13 protein-coding genes and 3 pseudogenes are annotated in these 20287 nt (G+C 59.2%); 5 read left to right on the top strand and 11 right to left on the bottom strand.

Features of this window, described 5'->3' with window-relative positions; genetic code table 11:
• Positions 1-2272 precede the first annotated feature (2272 nt).
• Positions 2273-2476, top strand: a complete 204-nt coding sequence (locus tag P0D73_RS33760) for a cold-shock protein (protein ID WP_408181270.1) — start codon at positions 2273-2275, stop codon at positions 2474-2476.
• A gap of 82 nt (positions 2477-2558) precedes the next feature.
• Positions 2559-3496, top strand: a pseudogene (locus P0D73_RS33765) (IS481 family transposase); the annotation flags it as partial.
• 134 nt (positions 3497-3630) lie between these two features.
• Here the strand turns inward: P0D73_RS33765 and P0D73_RS33770 are convergent.
• The 3 genes and pseudogenes from P0D73_RS33770 to P0D73_RS33780 form a co-directional block, all read right to left on the bottom strand.
• Positions 3631-4029, bottom strand: coding sequence for a response regulator (locus P0D73_RS33770; RefSeq protein ID WP_408181269.1), 399 nt, complete (start codon positions 4027-4029; stop codon positions 3631-3633).
• 202 nt (positions 4030-4231) lie between these two features.
• Positions 4232-4663 carry a response regulator gene (locus tag P0D73_RS33775; RefSeq protein WP_408434839.1) on the bottom strand — a complete coding sequence of 144 codons (432 nt, stop codon included), beginning with the start codon at positions 4661-4663 and terminating at the stop codon, positions 4232-4234.
• A 74-nt stretch (positions 4664-4737) separates the two neighbouring features.
• A pseudogene (locus P0D73_RS33780) lies at positions 4738-4824 on the bottom strand (carbon starvation CstA family protein); the annotation flags it as partial.
• A gap of 267 nt (positions 4825-5091) precedes the next feature.
• On the opposite strand from P0D73_RS33780, the gene P0D73_RS33785 reads away from it, so the two are divergent.
• Complete coding sequence (locus P0D73_RS33785; RefSeq protein ID WP_408181267.1) at positions 5092-5352, top strand: transcriptional regulator; 261 nt, start codon at positions 5092-5094, stop codon at positions 5350-5352.
• An 862-nt stretch (positions 5353-6214) separates the two neighbouring features.
• Here the strand turns inward: P0D73_RS33785 and P0D73_RS33790 are convergent.
• The 5 genes and pseudogenes from P0D73_RS33790 to P0D73_RS33810 form a co-directional block, all read right to left on the bottom strand.
• Positions 6215-6433 (bottom strand): hypothetical protein, encoded by a 219-nt coding sequence (locus P0D73_RS33790; protein WP_408318183.1) that lies wholly within the window; start codon positions 6431-6433, stop codon positions 6215-6217.
• An 838-nt stretch (positions 6434-7271) separates the two neighbouring features.
• Complete coding sequence (locus P0D73_RS33795; protein ID WP_408181265.1) at positions 7272-8042, bottom strand: DUF3047 domain-containing protein; 771 nt, start codon at positions 8040-8042, stop codon at positions 7272-7274.
• A gap of 860 nt (positions 8043-8902) precedes the next feature.
• Positions 8903-9004, bottom strand: a pseudogene (locus tag P0D73_RS33800) (IS6 family transposase); the annotation flags it as partial.
• A 140-nt stretch (positions 9005-9144) separates the two neighbouring features.
• Entirely contained in the window at positions 9145-10869 is a 1725-nt protein-coding gene (locus tag P0D73_RS33805) for a cation:proton antiporter domain-containing protein (protein ID WP_408181275.1), read from the bottom strand.
• A gap of 443 nt (positions 10870-11312) precedes the next feature.
• On the bottom strand, positions 11313-12863 hold the full coding sequence (locus P0D73_RS33810; protein ID WP_408318182.1) for a sialidase family protein: 1551 nt from the start codon (positions 12861-12863) through the stop codon (positions 11313-11315).
• A gap of 1080 nt (positions 12864-13943) precedes the next feature.
• Between P0D73_RS33810 and P0D73_RS33815 the strand changes: the two genes are divergently transcribed.
• Both P0D73_RS33815 and P0D73_RS33820 read left to right on the top strand, forming a co-directional pair.
• Positions 13944-14159 carry a hypothetical protein gene (locus P0D73_RS33815; RefSeq protein ID WP_408181262.1) on the top strand — a complete coding sequence of 72 codons (216 nt, stop codon included), beginning with the start codon at positions 13944-13946 and terminating at the stop codon, positions 14157-14159.
• A 326-nt stretch (positions 14160-14485) separates the two neighbouring features.
• The gene (locus P0D73_RS33820) at positions 14486-15052 is read left to right on the top strand and encodes a hypothetical protein (RefSeq protein WP_408181261.1); all 567 of its coding nucleotides are present in this window, start codon (positions 14486-14488) and stop codon (positions 15050-15052) included.
• A 1148-nt stretch (positions 15053-16200) separates the two neighbouring features.
• Here the strand turns inward: P0D73_RS33820 and P0D73_RS33825 are convergent.
• The 3 genes from P0D73_RS33825 to P0D73_RS33835 form a co-directional block, all read right to left on the bottom strand.
• Positions 16201-17292 carry a porin gene (locus P0D73_RS33825; RefSeq protein ID WP_408434841.1) on the bottom strand — a complete coding sequence of 364 codons (1092 nt, stop codon included), beginning with the start codon at positions 17290-17292 and terminating at the stop codon, positions 16201-16203.
• A 172-nt stretch (positions 17293-17464) separates the two neighbouring features.
• Positions 17465-18508 (bottom strand): porin, encoded by a 1044-nt coding sequence (locus P0D73_RS33830; protein ID WP_408181259.1) that lies wholly within the window; start codon positions 18506-18508, stop codon positions 17465-17467.
• Positions 18509-18746: 238 nt separating this feature from the next.
• Positions 18747-20156 carry a uracil-xanthine permease family protein gene (locus P0D73_RS33835; RefSeq protein WP_408291005.1) on the bottom strand — a complete coding sequence of 470 codons (1410 nt, stop codon included), beginning with the start codon at positions 20154-20156 and terminating at the stop codon, positions 18747-18749.
• Positions 20157-20287: the final 131 nt, after the last annotated feature.

Raw genomic sequence — 20287 nt, forward strand, 5'->3', positions numbered from 1 at the left:
TAGTGCCGAGGCCCGCCAGAACCGAACGGCATCAACGGTGCGCTCGATTAAACGCGAGACTCGCCGACTCCTGCGTTCGCGCTGCATGCCCCTCCACCAACACAACACCTCCGCTGGTCTGCCGACCCAACGGACAATGAGCTCCTTGGAACTTGCATGAAATCAGGGGGAACCGCATTTCCTCCGGCCTTAACAGCGGGGTCGCCCTGTAACCCTCGTCCCGCCTACGTTCGGTCAGCCGGGAGATGAGTCGACAGGTCGCCTGAGAGCAGGACATCGAGTCCTTCGGGCGTCCCTCGGTTTCCGCATGCGGCAGCGAGTCGCGAGTTGCACTAGTCGAAAGCTGTCGATTCCAAGTCTCACCCACGTGCGCCTTGAGCGATATTGACTCAGTGTGCAACCCGCTGTTATCGCGTCGGTGCCAACGCACGACGTGGCCTACACACCATGCCCGAGTCAGCGCGTAGAACGCCACTACCATCGTGACAAGGAGCCTTCGTACTACTGGCCGTTTTCCCTTGAGCCGCCCGGTCCACTGTTGACGTCGCTGTTCGCGCCGCTACGCGTGCCCCTATTTAGACCATTGGTCTTGCCGCTATTGGAACGCTCCGTCGCAGGATTACTGCGCGCCGCGCGGACGCCACCACCCGGGACGTCGGGAGAACCGTAGCCCGTCTCATTCGGGGCTTTCATCGAACCGGCGCCGACGCCGGGTGTCGGGAGCCCGCCAGCGCTGCCACCGGCTTGTGCGTATGTAATTGCCGACAGTGCCATCGCGAGAGTCGAAGCGAAAAACGTCCTGGTTATATGTTTCATGGCTCACCTCCATGCAAGCGTCTGCCGCTCGCATGAATAGGCGCCGCAAGGGATGTGCCTCGTGTCGCTGAAACTTCGCCGTTGCCAAGGCAAACGGGCCACGAAATCGGCACGACGCTCACGCAATGCCCGACGCTCCGCCGCGTTCTGCATTGCAGCGGGCCGCTCGTAGGCTCTCGGCTCTCGTGGTTTTCTGTTATGGATTGGCGCGTGCTGCGTGCGAGTTGGCCCATCATTTCGGTGGCCCAATTTCCATGTACCACACGTGAAAAATCGCGATGGAGGTTTTCCGGCTTACCCGTTGACCAGGAAATTGGCCGTGCTCTCATGCTCTCAATTGGGAATTCAAGCTAAGGTTCGCTCAGTTTGCCTTCCAGCACCCGTTGGCGCTCACTTTCCGATAGCCCGGTTGCTGAAGCGTACCGGCACTCTGCATCCCCCGAAATTTACCCTTCGCACCGCTAACTTCCCGCAGGCCGTTGAAAGCAGAACGCGGCTCGCCCTGCTAAGGCGGGCGCGCTCATCCTTACGCGATTGAATCCGAGGCCGGCAGCGCGAACTGACCTAATACCCCACGACTTCCAGAAGCATGCGCAACGCCTCCGATGAACCCTGGACCGGCTCAAGGGCGCAGCCCTGGCCGAATGGACTTGCGAGCGACTTCCTTTTCCAGCTACACGCCCTGATAGATCATATAAATGTGATGCCTGCTTCGGAGCGGCAGGCGTTTTCGAATTGACGGGTAAACCCGGTTTATTCAGGAGTGGTGTTTCCTGTATCGTTTTCATTACGTTTAGAAAGCCATACTAAACATCTGACTAATAGCCCTGTTGGCAAAGGGCCGGACGCACGTTGTGCGCAACATGCCGTTAGTCAGAAAAGCTATATAACTGAGAGAAAACATTGTGAAAATTGCCGCCAAAGCAGGCGCCTGGGTGAGCCCCTACACGCCTCATAACCTTGACACTGCAATTACGCATCTTGAGCGAGTCCTGTGCGCGGACGGTGCCGATTCGCTGTTCGCACAGACTTACTGGCGCGGTCGGGTTCTTCAGGCGTACGCAACGCCCGGACTCTTGCGACGGCAACAGGAACGGCTGCAACGACTGCTTGACCGGCTCGCCAGCGCTCCCGCAGATTCCAGACGTCGGATGCAGGCCGCCCGAGAATGCTCGCTCCACTTGGCGGGCGTCCGATGGGCGCAGGCCTAGAACGGCTGACTTGCGTCACACAAGCAGATGACGGGGCTGCATGTCTTCGGGTCGGACAGAACCATCGCAGCAGGCATGCATTGCAAACCGAATAACGATTCGCAAGCCCAGACACTGTTTTCCCCGGAAACAGGAAATAGCTTTTCCCACACGCGTCCGCACGCGTGCAACGACGCATGCAGCGCAACTTTTTGAATTTTCAACACCGGGTCAATGACTCTTTTTAACTTCCTTGGAATCAGATAATGCAGACGGGCAAAGTGAAGTGGTTCAACGATGCAAAGGGCTTCGGTTTCATCTCGCCGGACGATGGTGGCGAAGACCTGTTTGCCCATTTTTCCGAAGTGAAGTCGGAAGGCTTCAAGTCTCTTAGCGACGGGCAAAAGGTCAGCTTCGAGGTCAAGCTGGGACCAAAGGGCAAGCAGGCAGCAAATATCCAGGCGCTCTAGGAACATGCCGCAAGACATCGTTTCAACTAGAATGAAGCGATGGACCGCGAGAATGTGACTCGATCACGTTGGGTGCTGATGTATCACGAGACCGACACTTCGTAAATGGTTACGACGCTACCGGGATGCTGGAGAAGAAGGCCTGCGCTCTCAAAGTCGCCGCCCTCTCAACAGTCCAAACCGAAAGGTTTCCGAAGCTGATCGGGCGACGATTCTCCGGCTGCGTGCAGAGCGCAAGGGAGCACGCCGGATTCAGAACGAGTTACGGCTACATGAACAAAGAGAACTGTCCCTCGCGACCATTCACAAGGTTCTGACCAAGGCGTCTGTGAAGCCGTTAGTGCGTCCCAGCCGGCCGGCAAATCCCAAACGCTATAGCCGCCCGGTTCCCGGAGATCGAGTCCAGATGGACACGATGAAGATCGCGCGAGGCGTCTATCAATACACGGCCATCGACGACTGCTCGCGCTTCCGCGTACTGACTGTCTATCCACGCAGCAACGCCCGTAATACGCCGCTTTTTCTTGATCGCGTCATCGAGGATGATGCCATTTCCGGTCCAGCGTATCCAGACTGATAGGGGCGGCGACTTCTTCGCCGAATCAGTGCAGCGACGTCTGATGAGCGAGTGCATCAAATTCCGGCCGATCCGCCGCGCTCCCCACACCTCAATGGCAAGGTTGAACGTTCACAGCTTACTGACCTGAACGAGTACTGGTCCCACCACGCCCCGACCGAGGACGAGTTGACCGGCGAATTGACGAGTGGCAGTTCGACTACAACCGGCGCCGTCCGCACGGCTCACTCGGTGGCAAGACGCCCGTCGACCGCATCGCAGAAGTGGGCGAAATCACACCTCTCGCGGAGCAGGTGGAAAGCGCCTACGACGGGCTGAAAAAGAGAATCCTGCATCGCGAATGGCGAGTTGACAAGACCCTTGCCGAACATCATTGGCGCGCCAAGAAAACGGCATTCATGAAACTGAAACGATGTCTGCGAATCGCACACTTAAACGGTTGACTGTACGTGAAGCGGGGCACGGCGTCACGAGCTCGGTGAGCAGCGGTAGCTCGCCGCAGTGCTGCGGCTCCCTGTTCGGCGAACGACATACTTGACGCAGGTCCTCGTTCTGTGGTCGCGCAACCCGGAGCCGATTAGTGCGAGGGAGCCGTAGTGCACAGGCTCCTCACGATGAGAGCGAGCTCAGATGGAGAGGTACCTTTCCGGCAGTACCCGTCCAAGCTCTTGCTGGCCGGATTTGCCATAACAAATCGTTTATCAGCGCACGTGTAAGCCAATATGAAAGGACTAGGAGCCGGAGCACAATGTTTCATTGCCTCTGCGGTTTCGAAACCGTCGCGCTGAGGCATCCAGATGTCTAGGAGAACTACGTCCGGAAACCAGTTCTTGATTGTTTCCAAAGCGTCGCCGCATCCGCCAGCAACGTGGGCTTCCATGCCATCTAGTGAGAGATACGGCGCAGTAGCAATAGCGGCGCCGCGATAGTCGTCGACGACTAGAACACGGGCGCACCAGCCCGACGGGCTTCGCACTGGTTACACACGAGGGAAGTCAACATGCGGGCCTTCCCTTAGCTAGGTTTTTTCGCTTTGCCCGGCCATCTCGAGAAGTCTGGATAAAACGAGGCCCAGGTCAGCGTCAAATTTACTGGCGAGATGATTGTTGGGCATAACAATTCCTCAGATAAGAGGCAGCGTGCCGGACTCCGAAAAGTCTACAGCTATGGAGCGCGCCTTATGCGTACTCGCATTGCGGCGGACGTGAACCCAGCCCACCAACCATTGCCCGAGGGCTTCCCGTACACACTCGCGCCACGCCTGGACGGCGGGCGAGCCGGTGCAGGCGACGCAACAGTACCGTCACTGGAAAAGGCTTACGGAGAAAGCCGAACACCTTGATGTGAGGCCGTCTTCGCGCGTCCGATGTGAGGATGACGGGTACTGACGCGAGTTCAGGGTATTGCTGCAGCTTTCGCAGCAGTGCGATTCCATCCATCCCCGGCATTGCGCAGTCTGTGACCACAATATCAGGCCGACTTTCCAGAGCGAGGCGCAGCGCATCGCCACCATTGGTCGCGGTGCGAACGAGGTGCCCCTCTGCAGCTATCAGAATGCCAAGTGAACCGAGCAACCCCATGTCATCATCCGCAAGCAGAACCGTTGCCATAGCGCTGTCTCCACGAGCGTCCCTGCGCAGCTTCAATCCATCGCCAATTTTCATGGCAGCAAACAGTCAGCAACTGCGCCGGCGATTGCGGCGAAAAGATGGCCGAACAGCACCCACCTGTTAGTCGGTACGTAGTTCATACTGTCGTCGTGGCGCTCTGCCGCACAATGGCCTCGATTGACGAAGCGATGGAACCCATCGAGGCGAGCGGTGAACGGAATGCAGCCATGGAGTCGGAAAGCATGAAAGGGCCCAAGCGATAGAACGGCAAGCAATAGTGACGCTTGCTTCCTGGCAGTACGATACTGGGGCGACTACGACGCGTACCTCATGGGTGCGGTGCGCAGATTTCCACACTTGAGCGGGTGTCGTCGGTCCTCGTAACGATAGGGCTCCACGACGTCGCCGTTGAACACGAGGGGCCGAACATGCGGCTGATCGAACCGGATGAACACAAAGACTTTCTAGCGACCCTGGAGCGTAGCGGTTTTGCAGAAGGCGATTTCGCTCTTCTGGAAACAGATACGACGGACCCGAAAGGTGACGAGAACCTTGGTCTACAGGGCTACGTCACCATAGCCCGGCTATCGACGCAGGTTACGAAAGAATACGTGATCGGCGACGAAAGCGATTGGCTACAGCATTTCACGAAAGATCTCGAAGCAGGCGTCTTCAACAGGCCGGAATGAGAGCTCGAATGCTATCGAAGTGCAGGTGAAAGATGACCTGGCCACGCGGGTGCTCGGACAACAAGCGGCACATTCAAGCCGCACTCGGCAGAACAGCTTCGTCTCCGACCCACCGGTTGCGTCTGGCCGGGATACGGCCGCCGGCACTGACGACCCTCGACCCCGTTGAGCTGTTCCGAAACGACTCGTGAACGGTAGCTTCCGGCCCGACATGAGCCAATCGTTTCACGTCAACTGCAACCTGCACGTTGTAGCCAACCGTTCCCGTGTGGCGCGTGCCTTCGCGCAGGGTTCCGTGAACCAATGTGCAAGACTAGCCTGGCTTGCCTTCGTGTTCGTCAACCGCAGCGCGAAGCCGATTGAACCCGTCTGCGAATGCACCCGACGCGTCACGGAATCGAGCAATTGGCATCGGAACGTTGCGTGCCTCGCCGATCGCCGCGAGTTGTATTGTCTGCGCGGCGATGTAGAACCCGGTAAGTGCGTCACCATCGACTGCGACGTCCAGTCTACATTCCCTATATAGCTCGTTGCGTCGCAGCATGCCAGTCTCCATCGTGATCTTCGAAGCACCGCTTGTCACGCCTTCCCGGGCCAAGCTAGCTGATGCTCGCTCATCGCCCACTCGTTAGGAGGAGTGCCATCAGCAGTATTCTGGTACAGCCAGCTTCCGCAGACCGTGCAATTCCGGTTGCTGCTGATTTTCGTTATGTGGCCCGACGGCCCGATTGCACTGACGCCGGAAGCGGCAAGATCGCCATGCGGGGGAACGCTGGATGGCTTGACAACTAATTCGCGACAGGCATTGCAAGGCTGCATAGCTGTCTCCAATGATCTGATTCGAGGAGTCTAAGCGCTCGGCCTATGCCGAGTTCTCGTCGCACCACTGGATCGCCCAGCGCTGCGCCGCCTCGATAGCGGCTGCGTCGGCGGGATAGTCGCCTAGATCGCCTGACCATTTGACCTCGACGGTGTCGCCGCCCACCGAGGCGCGCCGGTAGATCTTTGCACGGGCGTAGTAATGGCCGCCTTCATCGAGAGGTGACGCCTCGATATGGAAGTCCTTGTAGTCGAACTGCATCGTCGCCTCCCAATGAGTGGGGAAATCCTACAGGGCGACACTGCGCACAGCAATCGGTTGGGATACCAATCCGTTGCTGTAGGCTGTGGAATTCAGATGCGTGGAGCCTTGCCTGCTTGTTCCAGCATTCTTGATTCTTGATCAGTCGGATCGGCGACGCGATCACCTTGATCCGTGATCGTGATCGCCGGGATATATACCTCACGCACAACAGCGACGAGAGATCGTAGTCGACCCTTTGCGGACCGTCGGACTCGCCGCAAGCGGCCACTCAATTTCCTCGACGGTGCGCTGTATGCGGCTGATCAATGCAGCCAAGTCTTGCTTAGCGCCCACCGCGGCATTCATGTTAGGCTTGGCGCAATGCAAGGTACTATCCGCTTTCGCCGCCTGTGGAAGGGCAAAATGACACTCCCATAATAAAGCGCGAAATTCGATAAAAAAACACCACGCCGCAAGGACACCGCGATCCCCAGTTATTTTCATAGATATCTTCCCTCCGCCCGGCCTGGGCCCGCGAAAAAGAGGAGCATGAAAAGCAAGCTACCCGCGATCAGTGAAGGACGTTTCATACGTTGGCCACAGTTCACGCGAAACCCTTATCTTCGAAATGTTAGCGGCTCCGTTCCAGTGATGCGGATGTCAAGCGACGATTGAACGATCTAGGCGCCGATGTCGAACGGCTCAAACTGGCCGGTTGTACCCGCTGACCTACCCGCCACAAACCTGTCGTTGGCGCAAGGAGCATGGTGTCGACTGGCAGCTTACGGCGAAAGAACTGAACGACAGTCACTCGCATCGCTCCAAAGAGCTCAGTTAGTTCGGCGGCTTTAAGTTATCAAGGCCCGGTCAGGAACTCGACGTCTCCGTACCAGGCGCGTGTCGTAGTACTGGTATTGTCGGTATCGCTCAGCAGCCCGTAGCCGGTGATTCGTCCTGGCGGTTCGTGAAAGACCCGCTCGTAGTCGTGCACGATATTGCGGCGCAGGCTTTGCCACTGACCCGCGTCGCCGTGCTGACCGGAGACTATGATCATCTGTACGCGGTCCGTGTGAGGGTTGGCAATAACGGCGCCCGGCGCGGCGGCGGTCGACCAAATATACATCAGCGTGGCATAGGGCAACTCTTTGCCACCCAAGTTCTTTGCCAGGTCCATCTTGGCCCGGTCAAAAAACGATAGCTTGCTTTTGTCGCCGTCAAATAAGAACACCAGTCGCGCTGGCGCGTCTTCCTTCGATCCGACGCGATTGTCGGCGCCCTCGATCGGTTTTTCTGCTTTCCAGCGCCATGCCACGACGGGTGTGCGGACCAGGTCGATATTACCCTCGTGCATCAGCGCAGAAGCAGAGCGGTTCGCGTCCGCCCGCAGGACGGTGATGTGGTCGTCGTGAACGAGCGTGTATTGCGTCACAGGCTTGCCGTGCGCGACCGGCAGGTTCTTCCAGCCTGCGGGCAGTGGAGCGCCGGGCTCGATCGTGGAAAAGGCAATACCCGGCTTTTCGTCCTCGGCAAGGAGGGCTGGCGACGACAGAAGGAGCGCGACGCACACGGCGATCCAGACGGGCCGGGCTGTTTGTTTCCGCGCTCGATGAATCGAGTGAAGATGCATGGCTGGTCGCATTCGTCTTTTGGCTAGCATCCATTGTAGTCGGGTCAGCTGACGACATTTCAGCGGAGCCTTTACGCCGGCGGTTAGGTTCTGTTGATCTGAACGCCGGACCGTGAATCTGAAGCACAAGACCCAACCCTGCCTGAACGCGATAAACCGCGCAACCAGAGACGATGCAGATTGCCAGTTATCGTGTCCCGCTGGTGCACGAGAGGGTGTTCTTCGGCCATTACAGTCATTCGACTACCGGCGTTGGTAAGGCGGCTACGAGTCACTTCCCTGACACTCACTGGGCGGCGGTCGCGAATGACCGGCTTCACCGAACCCGGATGCGTACTTTCGACCCGAAGCTACCTGTCGCGCACACGCGTTGGCGAGTCCGCTAAGGGCCGCTGACCGGACGGTCGACAATAGGGAACCGCGAATACCGAAAGTGCCGACCTGGACCCCCAATTGCCGGGAGGCGTCGCTCTGCGGTTAGCGGCGGAAATACGTGACATTGACTGAGCAAGTCCAGCTTGCTCCGCTTCCTGAGCAGGTGCAGCTTGACGTCCCTGCGAAGATCCATCCCTTGGAGAGCCAATTCACCACGTCCTGCTCCGCTTTCTACGACAGTACTGTCGAGCAGTGCCGCCCGGCGCGGCAGGTCTGCAACCGGAGAGCGAGGGGCACTTCGCAAATCCTGCGAGCGAAGGTGCACGACGAGTCGTCGTTACCCCGTCGCGCCTAAGCGCACCAAGTAGAAAAATGCGGTAACCCAAATGCTTCCGCAGGAACACCATCGGCTTTGCGGATTTACCGGCAACGTAGTGCGTAAGCGCACGCCATACGTGGATGGCCTTCGAGTTTCTCGGTGTGTCAAGCAACTCCTCGACCATGCGCAGACTCAGCGGAAAACGGTAGTACAGCGACACTGCGTAGCTGATCACGTCGGCCGGGAAGCGGTATCCCGAGTAGGAGATCGCGTCGTTGGCAGGTGCGCTTTGCTGCAAGTCGGTTCGTTTCCCACTCGCAATTGTCGGTGCATTTCCGGCAACATGCCGGCAGCGTGACAATGCCAACGCGGGACATGTACCCGCGGACTACGAAACTGCGCTGGTGCTCAATCACTGCTGCCAGCAACCATGTCATCGGACGGAGCCTTCCCATATCGCTGCAATACAAAGTGACTCATTCCCTTGGCAAGTTCATTTTCACCGAAAAAGACTTTCTGGGCCGCTTCCCGCTCTAGCAGTATGGCCTCTTCTTCACTGTGAGTACGCACGACGACTTCGATCCCGTGATTGAGTATCCGGGCCGTCTTGATCATTTGACGCACTCTGAAGGTGTCGGGAATAGCGGCGACAAGCATGCCGGCTTGAGCGATATGCGCCTGAATCAGTACTCCTGGGTCCGAGGCGTCTCCGAAGACCGCTGCAATTCCGCCTTCTCTCAGTCGCTCGACGAGTTCGCGATTCTGTTCGGCCACGACAAAGGGAATAGCTTGTTCGGCGAGCTTCTCGCCGATACGCCGTCCAACTCGGCCATAGCCCACCAAAACAACTTGTCCCGACAAATACACTTCACTAGTCGCCGCAGGCAACTCGGCCAAGGGGTCATCCGGCCGTTCCAGTTTGCGGGCGAGCAAAGAGCGCGACCGGATCCAAACCTGAAGTGGCTCTACAGCTTTAAAAACTAGCGGGTTGACGGCAATTGAGATTAGTGCCCCGGCAAGAATCAAGCTTTGTCCTTCCAGCGGGAGTAATCCTAGGCGTCCCCCCAGCCCAGCTAAGATGAATGAAAATTCGCCAATCTGAGCCAAACTCGCTGACGCCGTGAGCGCGGTGTTCAACGGGTAGCCAAAGACGAGGACCAAACCGGCGGCGGCGATCGGGGTGCAGACAATAATTACGCCCAGCACGGCAACGACCCGAAGTGGTTGGTCGACCAGAATCATCGGGTCGAACAGCATCCCCACCGAAACAAAGAACAAGACGGCGAACGCGTCACGCAGCGGTAACGACTCTTCCGCAGCACGGTGACTGAACTCGGACTCGCGCATCATCATGCCAGCGAAAAATGCCCCCACAGCGAAGGATATGCCGAATAGCTTGGCAGCCCCGAAGGCAACGCTGACGGCTGTCGCCACAACGCACAGGGTGAATAACTCTCGGGAGCCCGTGCGGGCAACCTGCCAAAGCAGCCACGGAAAGGCTCTGCGACCAACCACCAGCATCAAAGTGATGAACGCTGCAATCTCGAAAAGCGTGATTCCGAGGGTCTGCCACAAATTCGCCGCGCCACTGACTGGGGTTTTGCCGCTGAGCCACCCACCCAAGGGCGGCAGTAGTACGAGCACGAGCACCATGGCAAGGTCTTGGACCACCACCCAGCCCACTGCGATATGTCCGTTCATTGACTCCAGGGCGCCACGCGCCTCAAGTGCCCTGAGTAACACTACGGTGCTCGCAACCGACAACGCCAGACCGAAAACTAGCGATCCCCCGAGGCCCCAATCCCAAGTAGCCGCTAAGCCGGTGCCAAGTGCCGTCGCGAAGGCCATTTGTATCGCAGCACCCGGCACAACGATCTTGCGCACCTTCATCAGGTCATCCAGGGAAAAACGCAGCCCAACGCCGAACATCAGCAACATCACACCGATTTCGGCAAGTTCTGCCGCAATCTCCGTATTGGCGACGAAGCCCGGCGTAAATGGGCCAATTAGCACCCCGGCCAACAGGTAACCAGCGAGCGCCGGAATTTTGATGCGAATAGCAAGAAAGCCCAGCACGAGGGCCAACCCAAGTGCGGTTGCGATGGTTGTGATCAAAGGAATGCTATGGGACATCAATTCGCCCTTATGGGAATTAATCGACAACGTTCACTGCTCCTGGGTATTTAATCGCTAACGCTGCGACGCTGCGCGCCGTGGTCGCGGAGAAACGTCTAACGGGCTCATCTTCGTCGTCAACGTCGGCGTAATAGTGGCCGTACGCTCGACTACGTGAACCGGGAGTAGACGGACACCGTATGTGCCTTCGGAGGTTCAGTGGCTTGGATCGGTCTGTTTCCATTCCCGGCATGGTCGGCAACCCCGTTCATGATTCTCGGTTTATAACGAAACTTTATGATGCTCGCTGACCGGGTGACCTGTTTATGTTGTGAATTGCTGAAAGGCTCGCCCGGAGCGTGCGTGAAGTCGTGCGGTGGACGGGTGGCTTTAGCCATTGCGGGCCCATGCCGCACTCGTGCGATCCGTGAAATAAATTGGGTTCAGCTTGGTTTATGGCATCAAATGCTCGGAAGTCGTTTTTTGATGAAGTGCGAGCTGCTTCGCGGCCGTCCGGTGTGTAACGAACTGCGGCCATTCAAACACCATGGGCCGCGCGCGGTCACATGGTGGCGGGGGTTCGGCGCTTTCCGAGGTTTGTCCAGGCCGTCGGAAACTTCGCATGGCGGTGTCCCGCTTTCGTCCGTGAAACACGGGATACAGTATGCAGGATGGTCTTCGCCTAGCGGCCCAGCGGTGCCGCTCGCATTCATCCGCCCGAGCATTAGCCACACACGGCTGTGCCCGCCCAATTTCATGCTGGTGTTGACGACGGCAATCCTGCCGTCGCCGCCGACAGCAAGTTTTTTGCCCAGAAGTCCCTGATGGCTGCCATTTGTCCCGCCCCGCTCGTCCTGGCTGCCTGGCACCAGTTGCGGCGGCAAAAAACTGTGCCCGTCATCGCGCGAGACGGTGAACTCCAGTCCCAGCGGCCGGGTTGAAGCACCTTGAAACAGTTCCCATGCGACGTGTAGCGTCCCTTGCCGGTCGACTGCCACGGCCGGATACGCGGCGCCGTTGCCGGCATGTCGCTGCGGCTGCGAGATAACCTGCGGAATGCCGAACTTACCCACACCGGCGATGGATTGGGCGTAGCGCACATGGTAGCGGCCCGACGGCCCGTCTTCGCTTTCCGCATATACCAGGTGCAGCGTGCCGGTTCGCCCTGCGGCCAGACGTGGCGCGTCGGCATGGCCGGGACCAGCCCCAACCACGTGCGGCCGCCCGAAGGTTTGGCCGCCGTCGTCCGACTGGGCAACGCTGATATCGGCACTGCGGTCAGCGCCGACCGTCCAGGCCAGGTAGACGGTTTGGCCGGGGCCGGTTGCCAGCGACGGGCCACGCGCCGGCCGCTTGCCGTCGCCGGCTACATGCACGGGCCGCGAAAAGCTGGCGCCGCCGTCGGTCGAGCGGGCCAGCCACAGCATGCCGTCGTACTCTGTCCACGCGGCCAGCAAGGCGCCGTCCGGCGCCATCGCCAGGTCAAGACTGCCGTTTGACCAGGTGTCGCGGTCCAGCCGTCCTTTGCCGTCCCCGCCACGCGAGTTCGACAAATTGATGGGCGCGGAAAAGCTGGCGCCGCCGTCGGTGGAACGCGCGAACAGGATATCGCCCCCATGCGATCCGCCGGAGAAAATGATCTCCTGCCAAAGTAGGCCGATCTTGCCCGGGTCTCCCGGCGCCACCACCATGCGAGGCAGCCAGGAAAATGTCGCCGGATTGCGCGACACGTTAACCGGTCGGCCTTGCGCAGTTCCGTCGGCTGAGAGCGACTGATGGAAAACATCTTTCTTCTTCTGGTCGACCCATGCCACCTTGACACCGTCGGCGGAATCGAAGGCAACCGTCGCGTCATCGACATAGTCGTAGCGCGAGTCGTTCTGGCGCCACGCCCCCTTTTCACCGCGGCCCTCGGCGATCTCGGTGATGCCGATCCACTCGACCAATGAGGGAGCGGCCGCGAAGGCAAGCACTGCCGTAAAGGCGAGCGCGGCGGCGGCAATCATATTCATTGTTCGGGTATCTCCTGCAGTCGCGCATCGGCGTGCGGATCCAGACAAAAGGGGAGCGGTTCGTCCTCGGGCCAGCGCTCGAACCGCGACGATTCCCGACGCTGGCCTTGGAATTGCGGCGTTGCTGTCGTCGTTTGGCTTGGCTGATGGGTTGGCACATGCTGTCGAATGCGTTGCTGTGATGCCGTTCCGCTTTATGACCAACCGGCGTCGTCCGGATCTCGCTTATGGTCAGGTGAGAGTAGCGCGCGACGTTATTTTTGCCATTTTTAAGCGTCTCATGATGAAAAGTAACAGCGATTTTTCCTCGAATAGGTACATTACAATAACCTTTCTTTTGTGCATCTATCAAAGGGAATTTGATGGTTCGATATCATCGTGGCGCAGCGATCCGGCCATCCATTACGAGGCAGGGCAACACGTTCGGAGCGCGCCTGTATCGTGAATAAGGACGGGGAATCTACCTCATTGGGCAATCCCGGTCAGTCCGCGAGTCCGAATTGCGCTTATGAATTTGCCGTGCGCAGTGCGACTGCTTTTGTCGATGGCAAACCCTGCCCCGCCATCCGTTCGGAGGCCGTCCAACCGCGTAAGGGGTACGGGAAACATTTATTGATGCGAAGCAGCACCAGGCAGGTCCTGCCGCGAGCAGCGTTCCGTCAAACATTCGCAGGCAGTTGATGACGGTTTCTCGCGGAGCACATTAGGGTTACTTTGCGCTGTTGCTTACCTTTAACCATAGCAGGGCGTGACATGAAGAAATCTCTCCTGGTAGCATTCCTGTTGGCTGCGGTGGCTCTTGCTGCATGCAACAAGTCTGGCGAAACGGCTGCGCCAAGCGCTGCTAGCGATACGTCGGCTGCTTCTGCACCGGCTGCGGCTGCCTCGGAAGCTGCTGCGGCATCGGGCGCAAGCCAGTAAGGCTTGGCCCCTAAGTCTCCTCACATGACTTACCAAGCCAAACTTGAGGACGCAGGCGCGGCCTGATTTGATGACGCGGTGGTCCGAAGCAGAAACGGCCGCGCACGAAAGGAGCCCAAATGTACAGATCTCAAATAGCAAAGTTCCAATACACCGCGCATGCGCGGTAAGCGCCGCACATACGACGTCACGCTTAACGTCGTGCAAAAGGATTCTGGTGTCTGTGCCTATGCCGCGTGGGTGCAATTCCAGCACGAATTTAAGGGTAGCGGATTGATCCTGCCACTTATTGCCAACACACGTGACGGCGCCACAAAGGAAGCCCGATTACGTATCGAGAAGGACATTGAATATCTCGCCGGCATCGTCGAGTGAGTGACAAGTGACGAACTCCGGGCCGGATCAAGCCATCTCGGTGCTGCGCCGGAATTGCAGGGTGCCTTCTTGCGCCCCACACGTCGTATTCGCACAGCAGCATCCGCAGCCGTTTCGTTAGCCCGGGAAGAGACGATGCCGACAAGCGAGATGTTCCGGCTACCTAGCTCCGACGCCCCCGCGATTTACTTTGCCGCCGGTTAGGGGCCGTCGTCAGTTTTTTGGTCACCCACGGCCCGCGCCTGGCATCCATGCATACGAGACGTGTGCCGTAGCTTTGAGGCACAGGATCGTCGAATCGTCAGATTTTTCCCGCGGAGGAAACCATGAGTAAAGAGCACCTGGGTGATCGCGCGAAAGCGATGGAGGAATCTTTTTTTGCCAGGCAGAACGAAGCGCTTCGCCAACGCCTCAGGGAGTCGGAAGATACTAAAATAAAAAAGCAGGCACTCTCCGCTGCTTCCGGCATCACCGATGACGGTCTGCTCGACAAGCTTGTAGCGCTCAACCTTCAAGGCGAAATGCTGGCCGCCCTCTCCCTGGTTCCCTTGGTCGTGGTGGCCTGGGCGGACGGCCGCATCGATAACGGTGAGCGGACCGCTGTGCTTTCTGCGGCAGAAGAAGGGGGCCTCAGCAAACATGAGGTGAACTATCAACCGCTCGAGCAATGGCTCGCAGAGCCACCACCTCCCGAAATGCTGATTAAATGGAAAGCGTACATTGAGGCGCTTTCGGCCACGCTGAACGAGGAAGCCAGACAAGCGCTCAAGGCGACCCTTCTGGGTCGTGCTCGGGGAATCGCGGAAGCGGCAGGAGGGTTTCTCGGCATTGGGAGCAGGGTTTCGAGGGCCGAAAAGGCCGTACTGGGCGAGCTTGAAAGATCTTTTCTGTAGGCGGCTGCATTGACAATCTCGACGCCGGCGACCCGGCGTGCCACACAAAGTCGCCGGTGGTTGATGTGATTCCAGCCTAGCGGCGCAACGTGCGGGATCAGGCTGTCGTCGTTGGTTTGGCTCGATTTTGTGCGGCTCGTGAGTGCACGTGAATCGGGCGGCGAAGGTCGTCTGTAAAAAATGCTTTACAGATCGAAATTTCGGTCCGGTCGGCATTAAATTGATTTTCCTGCGGCGTACGTCAGGCGCCCGTTCAGTAAACAGCTCACGTGTGAGGTCGCGGCCCACCGGAGACCGTTCAAAAGTTGGGGAGGTCGATTTCGTCTGACCGCACTGGCTTATGGCAGGGTTGCAGGGTCTGTTCGGTGCTCGGTGCCGGCCTGGCAATGCTACCGTGGTGCATTCACCGTGTCGCGAGGCGGCTATCTTGAACCCCGAGATGCGATGTGACGAGAATTCCCCGTTCAAAACCGCGACTCTGACCTGCGCCATGCAGTGCGCTCCTTCACCAGTCCAGCGCATCTGTCGCTTCCTGGCCATACGGTAGCTGACAACCTGGTTCACCGCAGACTCGGCGATGCTGCTGCTGATCGGCAAGCCCTTGCGGTGCCGCGCGCTGTAGTTGACCAACGTGGGCGCGTTGTTCCTCAGGTAACTGGAGACGGTGTTCAGATGCCACCACAGTGTTTTGAATTCGTATCCTTCTCTCGCCAGCAGCCGACTGTCCAGTGCCTTGATCCGTTCGACCGCCTTGCTGCCCTTGCCATGCCAGACCAACCACTTCGCGTGCGTGATTTCGGTCTCCACTGGCTCCTGGTCCATCGAGCCAATCATCTTGCTGCCGAACACGGGACGCAGCGCCGCCTGGAACTTCATCGCAATGTGGAACCAGTCGAGGATCCGGCCGCGAGCCAGTTGACTGCCCTCGACCGTCTTTGCAAATTCACCAGCGTCGTCGCTGATCACGGTCACGCGTTCATCGCTCGCCACACGGCTCCGACTGAGTCGCCGGCATCCAGTCGCTCCCCGGCGGCTCGTATCGATGAGGGCTCGCGTCCGGCGCCCCACCGGGAAAGATCAGTGCAACCTTCGAGCCCGTGTTGCATGGGCTCAAAGATATTCGACGCGTCCCTCACGTCCGGTTCGGCTTAGAAAAAGTGGTTCATGCCGAACGAGACGCCCGTCTGTTTTTCATGCAAGGACGGGTTCAGCGTTGCATTGGTCACGTAGCCACCCGTGAAATGCGTGTAGTCGATATCGGCGTAAAGCTCAGTGTTTTTCGACAGCGCATAGCTGACGCCCAGAATGGCGACGTCCTTTCTGCCGTCCACGCCGTTCGTCGCGTTCTTGTCGTCGTAATACGCACCCGTTACGTTGAAGACCGACGACGCGTGATAGCGAAAACCGCCCCACAAATATTGATTGCGCGTCTCGCCGTGCGCCGTGGAGGGAACCGCCTGGGTTGCGAGCGAATAGCCACCCATCAGGTCGACGGGACCGAGCGTCACGGCGCCGCCCGCAGTGTATTGATTGTTGGCGAAATACGCGCTCGACGTGGCCGAAAACGGGTTTGAGCGATGCGTATAGCCCGCACCGAACTTGAACAGTTTGGTGTGGTAGTTCAAGCCGCCCGCAAGCATGGTGCCGCTAGCGAGACTGCCTGCCACGCCGCCCGGCGCATAGACCGCGCGAGCCGTCCACGGGCCGAAGTTGCCGTGGTAGTGGATAGCGTTGTCGTCGCGGCCGCTGGTGCCGCCCGAAATCGCCGCCGCTTCGGTAATGCCTAGATAGTGCAGGTCGAACGGCTCGAAGTCCTTGATCAACCTGTGCTGCAGCGTGAACTGATGGCCGATATTGACCTCGCCGAACGGGCCGCCTAGCCCGACGGTCGACGTACGCTGGAACAGCTGGTTGGTCGTGCTGCTGTTGGCACCAGTCGACAGAATGTAGCCCGCTTCCAGATTGAAGCGGGCGTAATATCCACCGCCCAGGTCCTCGATCCCGAGAAACCCCCAGCGATTCGATTTGTAGACGCCGTTCGATGCCATCGTCAGCGCCGCGCCGCCTGCCTTCGTGCCGTTCACGACATTGCGCAGGCCGCCGTCCAGAGAGCCATACAATGTAACGCTGCTTTGCGCGTAAGCGGCACTCCCTGAAAGCCCCAACAAGGTCATTGCGGCCACTGCTGGCCGCCGACCGAACCTGCGCGCGCCGCTCCCGGTCCTTCCACTCTTAAACATAGTTCCTCCATTGACATCGTTAAATTCGTGAGGCCGTGGTTGCACGAAGGTCGGGTTCGAACTGCATGCGACGGCCCATCATTGCTGTCTGAATTCGCGCACCCGCTTCTCTCCGGCGGAGCCGGATCGGCATGTCGCGCGCGTCGTCGGCGTCGTCGGCGCCGGCAGTCGATCAGAACTGTGTGCGCAGACCGCCACCGATCGTGGTGCCGCTCGACATCCTGGTCGCGCGATCGGACAGCACCGCCGCATAGATGTCGGTGCGCGTTGATAGCGGGTAGTCATACGAGAGCGCCCAGGTGTTGCGATAAACCGAGCTATGGCCGCTACTCTTCGAATACGCGTCCGAGCCGAGAATCCTGCCGAGGCCCACTGGAATCGAGAAGCCGATCTGACCGGTATCGATGCCGACGTCGCCATTCGAAATCGAATCCCACACGTGCTGGTACTGGCCAAACAGCTTCACGTAGTGAAGGTCGTACGACATGCCGAGGTTCACCACCGACTGCGTCGTCAGTCCCGGCAGGACGGTGTCGAGGTCGCCGGCGTTCAGGCTGTACTTGATCTGCTGATAAACAACCGACGTCGCGAAAGCGCCGCGGTTGTACGAAATCTGGCCGCTCCACTTGTTCTGGCCGAGATGGCCTGGGTCGTTGCCGAACGAGTACATGGCTCGGCCGATGAGGCCGCCGAACGACGGCGATGCGTAGTACACGGCGTTCCACCACTCGCCCGCATTGCCGAATACGCCCTGGCCGTTCACGCCGACGTAGCTGTGCAGCACGCTCGGCGAGAACACGAATGAGTTCCCGAAGGGGTTGAACGTAATGGTCGAGAACCACAGCAGCGGCGGAATCAAACCGGCAGTCGCCGTGCCGTATGGGCCGGTCACTCCCACGTATGCGTTACGCGAGAACAGGCCGTCATGCGGGAAACCGGTGCGGCCCATCGCGCCGTTCTCGATATTGAAATAGCTTTCGAGGTCGAAGATGACCTTCGTGCCGCCGCCGATGTCCTCCGACCCGCGTAGGCCGAAGTACGGCGCCGTCATGCCGCCGTTACCTGCGATCACGCTCGACTGACCGTTCATCGGCTTCTTGTAGCCGACGAACGCATCGAGAAGCCCGTAGAGCTGCACGCTCGATTGCGCGTGGGCCACCTCGGCGAACAGCGCTGCGCCGACAATGAGCGCTTTCATCCCCAACTTTATTTTCATCTATGTCTCCCGCCTTTCCAAACCTGGATTCATGGCTGCGAAGCGGCGCGCCTTCGAACACGTTGATATGTGTCGAATGACGCTCCGAGCGCTCGCTCTCTTTATTGATACGTAGTACAAAGTATTAAATCTGTATTACGGCGTTTTTCCCGGTGTCTGCGCACTACATCCAGAAATAACCGTGGGTCGAAGAGTCCGGACAGGCCGCTGCCCGCCCGGACATGTTTTGCGGCGTTTCCTAAGCCTGGTTCTGCGTGCGGGAAGGCCTGGCCGCCGACGCGCTCGACGGCTGCTGCTTCGAGCAAAGCAGCGAGTGTAATGCGACGAGCGTGAGTCCGCCGGAGATCACCGGCTGCTGAAGCACGAGCTGGAGCATCAACGGCATCGCATGAATTACTTCCGGTGAGATGAACAGACCGCCGAGGCCAACGAGAAACGCGAGCCCCGACGCGATCAGGCGGCGATCGTCCCACTCGACCTGCGCGAGAATATGTACGCCATGCATGAAGACAATGCCGAACAGCAGCGTCGCGGCGGCCGAGATCACCGGAATCGGGACGACGACGAGCAGCATGTCGAACTTCACGCAGCCGCCGAGTACGATCAGGAGGATGCCTGCGGCGAGCGTCACGAAGCGCGAACCGATGCGTGTGGCGCGCAGAATGCCGATGTTGTCCGGATACGCGATCGTGCTGAAGCCACCCCACACTGCCGCGACCACCGAGCCGAGCGCGACGCCGAACAGGCCTTCGGACATGCGGCCTGGGCTGAGCGTCTCTTCGCCCCATTCGGCGACTGTCTGGTAGAGGGCCATCGATCCCATGCCCGCCGGAATCAGCACGAGCAGGAACACTGCGACGAGATCGAGGCGCACGCCGAAACCGAACGGGAAGATGCGCGGCTCGACGAGAAGCGGCGCAGCGGCCACCGCCGCAAACGAAACCGGCTCGAACAGCGTGTAGGCCAGCGTGCCGAGCGCAAGGCCGAGCAGGATCGCGACGCGCCGCAGCCGGCGGCCGCCCCAAAGCATCGCGAAAACGATACCGGCCACTGCGACCGCGCCGGAAAGCAGGTTCACGACCGGAAAGCCGGGGCTTTTAGCGCTGCCGATCCAGGTCGGCAGCGCGACGCTGGCAATCTGCACCACGATCAGCATGACGATCATTCCGGAAATGATAGGCAGGCGCAAATGCCTCGCGAACATGCCCGCCACGCTGCGTCCACGGATCGGCACCGTGAGCACGCACCAGATCAATGACGCGGCGAAGAACGACCCGAATGCTGTACCCAGGCCACCCGACTGCAAATGACCGACCGTCAGGAGCGCACCAAAGCTGCCTGCGTAGGGACCCTGCGCGATCGGCAGACGCAGCAGCAGCACCGACTGCAGAATCGTGACAATTCCGCAGGCCATGAAAGTCATGCCATACAGGTACGCGATCTGCGGATCGGACAAATGAAACGCGCGGCCGAGAAGTCCCGGGAACACGAACATGCCCGTCATTCCGAACACGTTCTGCAGCGCGAGCACGGCCAGTTGCGGGAGTGGCAACCGCTCGTTGATTCCGACGTCGAAGACGCGCGCGGATGGACTGTCTGCGGTGGCCTCCCGGATCGAAGCGCCGGATTTCGGCATGTCTGTGCTCAAGGTGTGTTCCATTAGGCCAAAAACGAAATCCTGTCCGGCGACTCGACTGGGGCCGCGTCGCACCCGTTCCCTTCGAGCGCTATCGCACGAAGGAAACACCTGTATCGCCGGGGCGGACGATTCCGCCTGCC

Origin of the sequence: Paraburkholderia sp. RL18-101-BIB-B (genome assembly GCF_046026985.1) — a bacterium.
In the GTDB taxonomy this organism is placed as follows: Bacteria; Pseudomonadota; Gammaproteobacteria; order Burkholderiales; family Burkholderiaceae; genus Paraburkholderia.

What these genes read in the sequence shown, in the direction of transcription:
- P0D73_RS33760 (WP_408181270.1), top strand. Translation starts at nt 2,273, where the DNA reads ATGCAGACGGGCAAAGTGAAGTGGTTCAACGATGCAAAGGGCTTCGGT.
- P0D73_RS33775 (WP_408434839.1), bottom strand. Translation starts at nt 4,663, where the DNA reads ATGGCAACGGTTCTGCTTGCGGATGATGACATGGGGTTGCTCGGTTCA.
- P0D73_RS33785 (WP_408181267.1), top strand. Translation starts at nt 5,092, where the DNA reads ATGCGGCTGATCGAACCGGATGAACACAAAGACTTTCTAGCGACCCTG.
- P0D73_RS33790 (WP_408318183.1), bottom strand. Translation starts at nt 6,433, where the DNA reads ATGCAGTTCGACTACAAGGACTTCCATATCGAGGCGTCACCTCTCGAT.
- P0D73_RS33795 (WP_408181265.1), bottom strand. Translation starts at nt 8,042, where the DNA reads ATGCATCTTCACTCGATTCATCGAGCGCGGAAACAAACAGCCCGGCCC.
- P0D73_RS33805 (WP_408181275.1), bottom strand. Translation starts at nt 10,869, where the DNA reads ATGTCCCATAGCATTCCTTTGATCACAACCATCGCAACCGCACTTGGG.
- P0D73_RS33810 (WP_408318182.1), bottom strand. Translation starts at nt 12,863, where the DNA reads ATGAATATGATTGCCGCCGCCGCGCTCGCCTTTACGGCAGTGCTTGCC.
- P0D73_RS33815 (WP_408181262.1), top strand. Translation starts at nt 13,944, where the DNA reads ATGCGCGGTAAGCGCCGCACATACGACGTCACGCTTAACGTCGTGCAA.
- P0D73_RS33820 (WP_408181261.1), top strand. Translation starts at nt 14,486, where the DNA reads ATGAGTAAAGAGCACCTGGGTGATCGCGCGAAAGCGATGGAGGAATCT.
- P0D73_RS33825 (WP_408434841.1), bottom strand. Translation starts at nt 17,292, where the DNA reads ATGTTTAAGAGTGGAAGGACCGGGAGCGGCGCGCGCAGGTTCGGTCGG.
- P0D73_RS33830 (WP_408181259.1), bottom strand. Translation starts at nt 18,508, where the DNA reads ATGAAAATAAAGTTGGGGATGAAAGCGCTCATTGTCGGCGCAGCGCTG.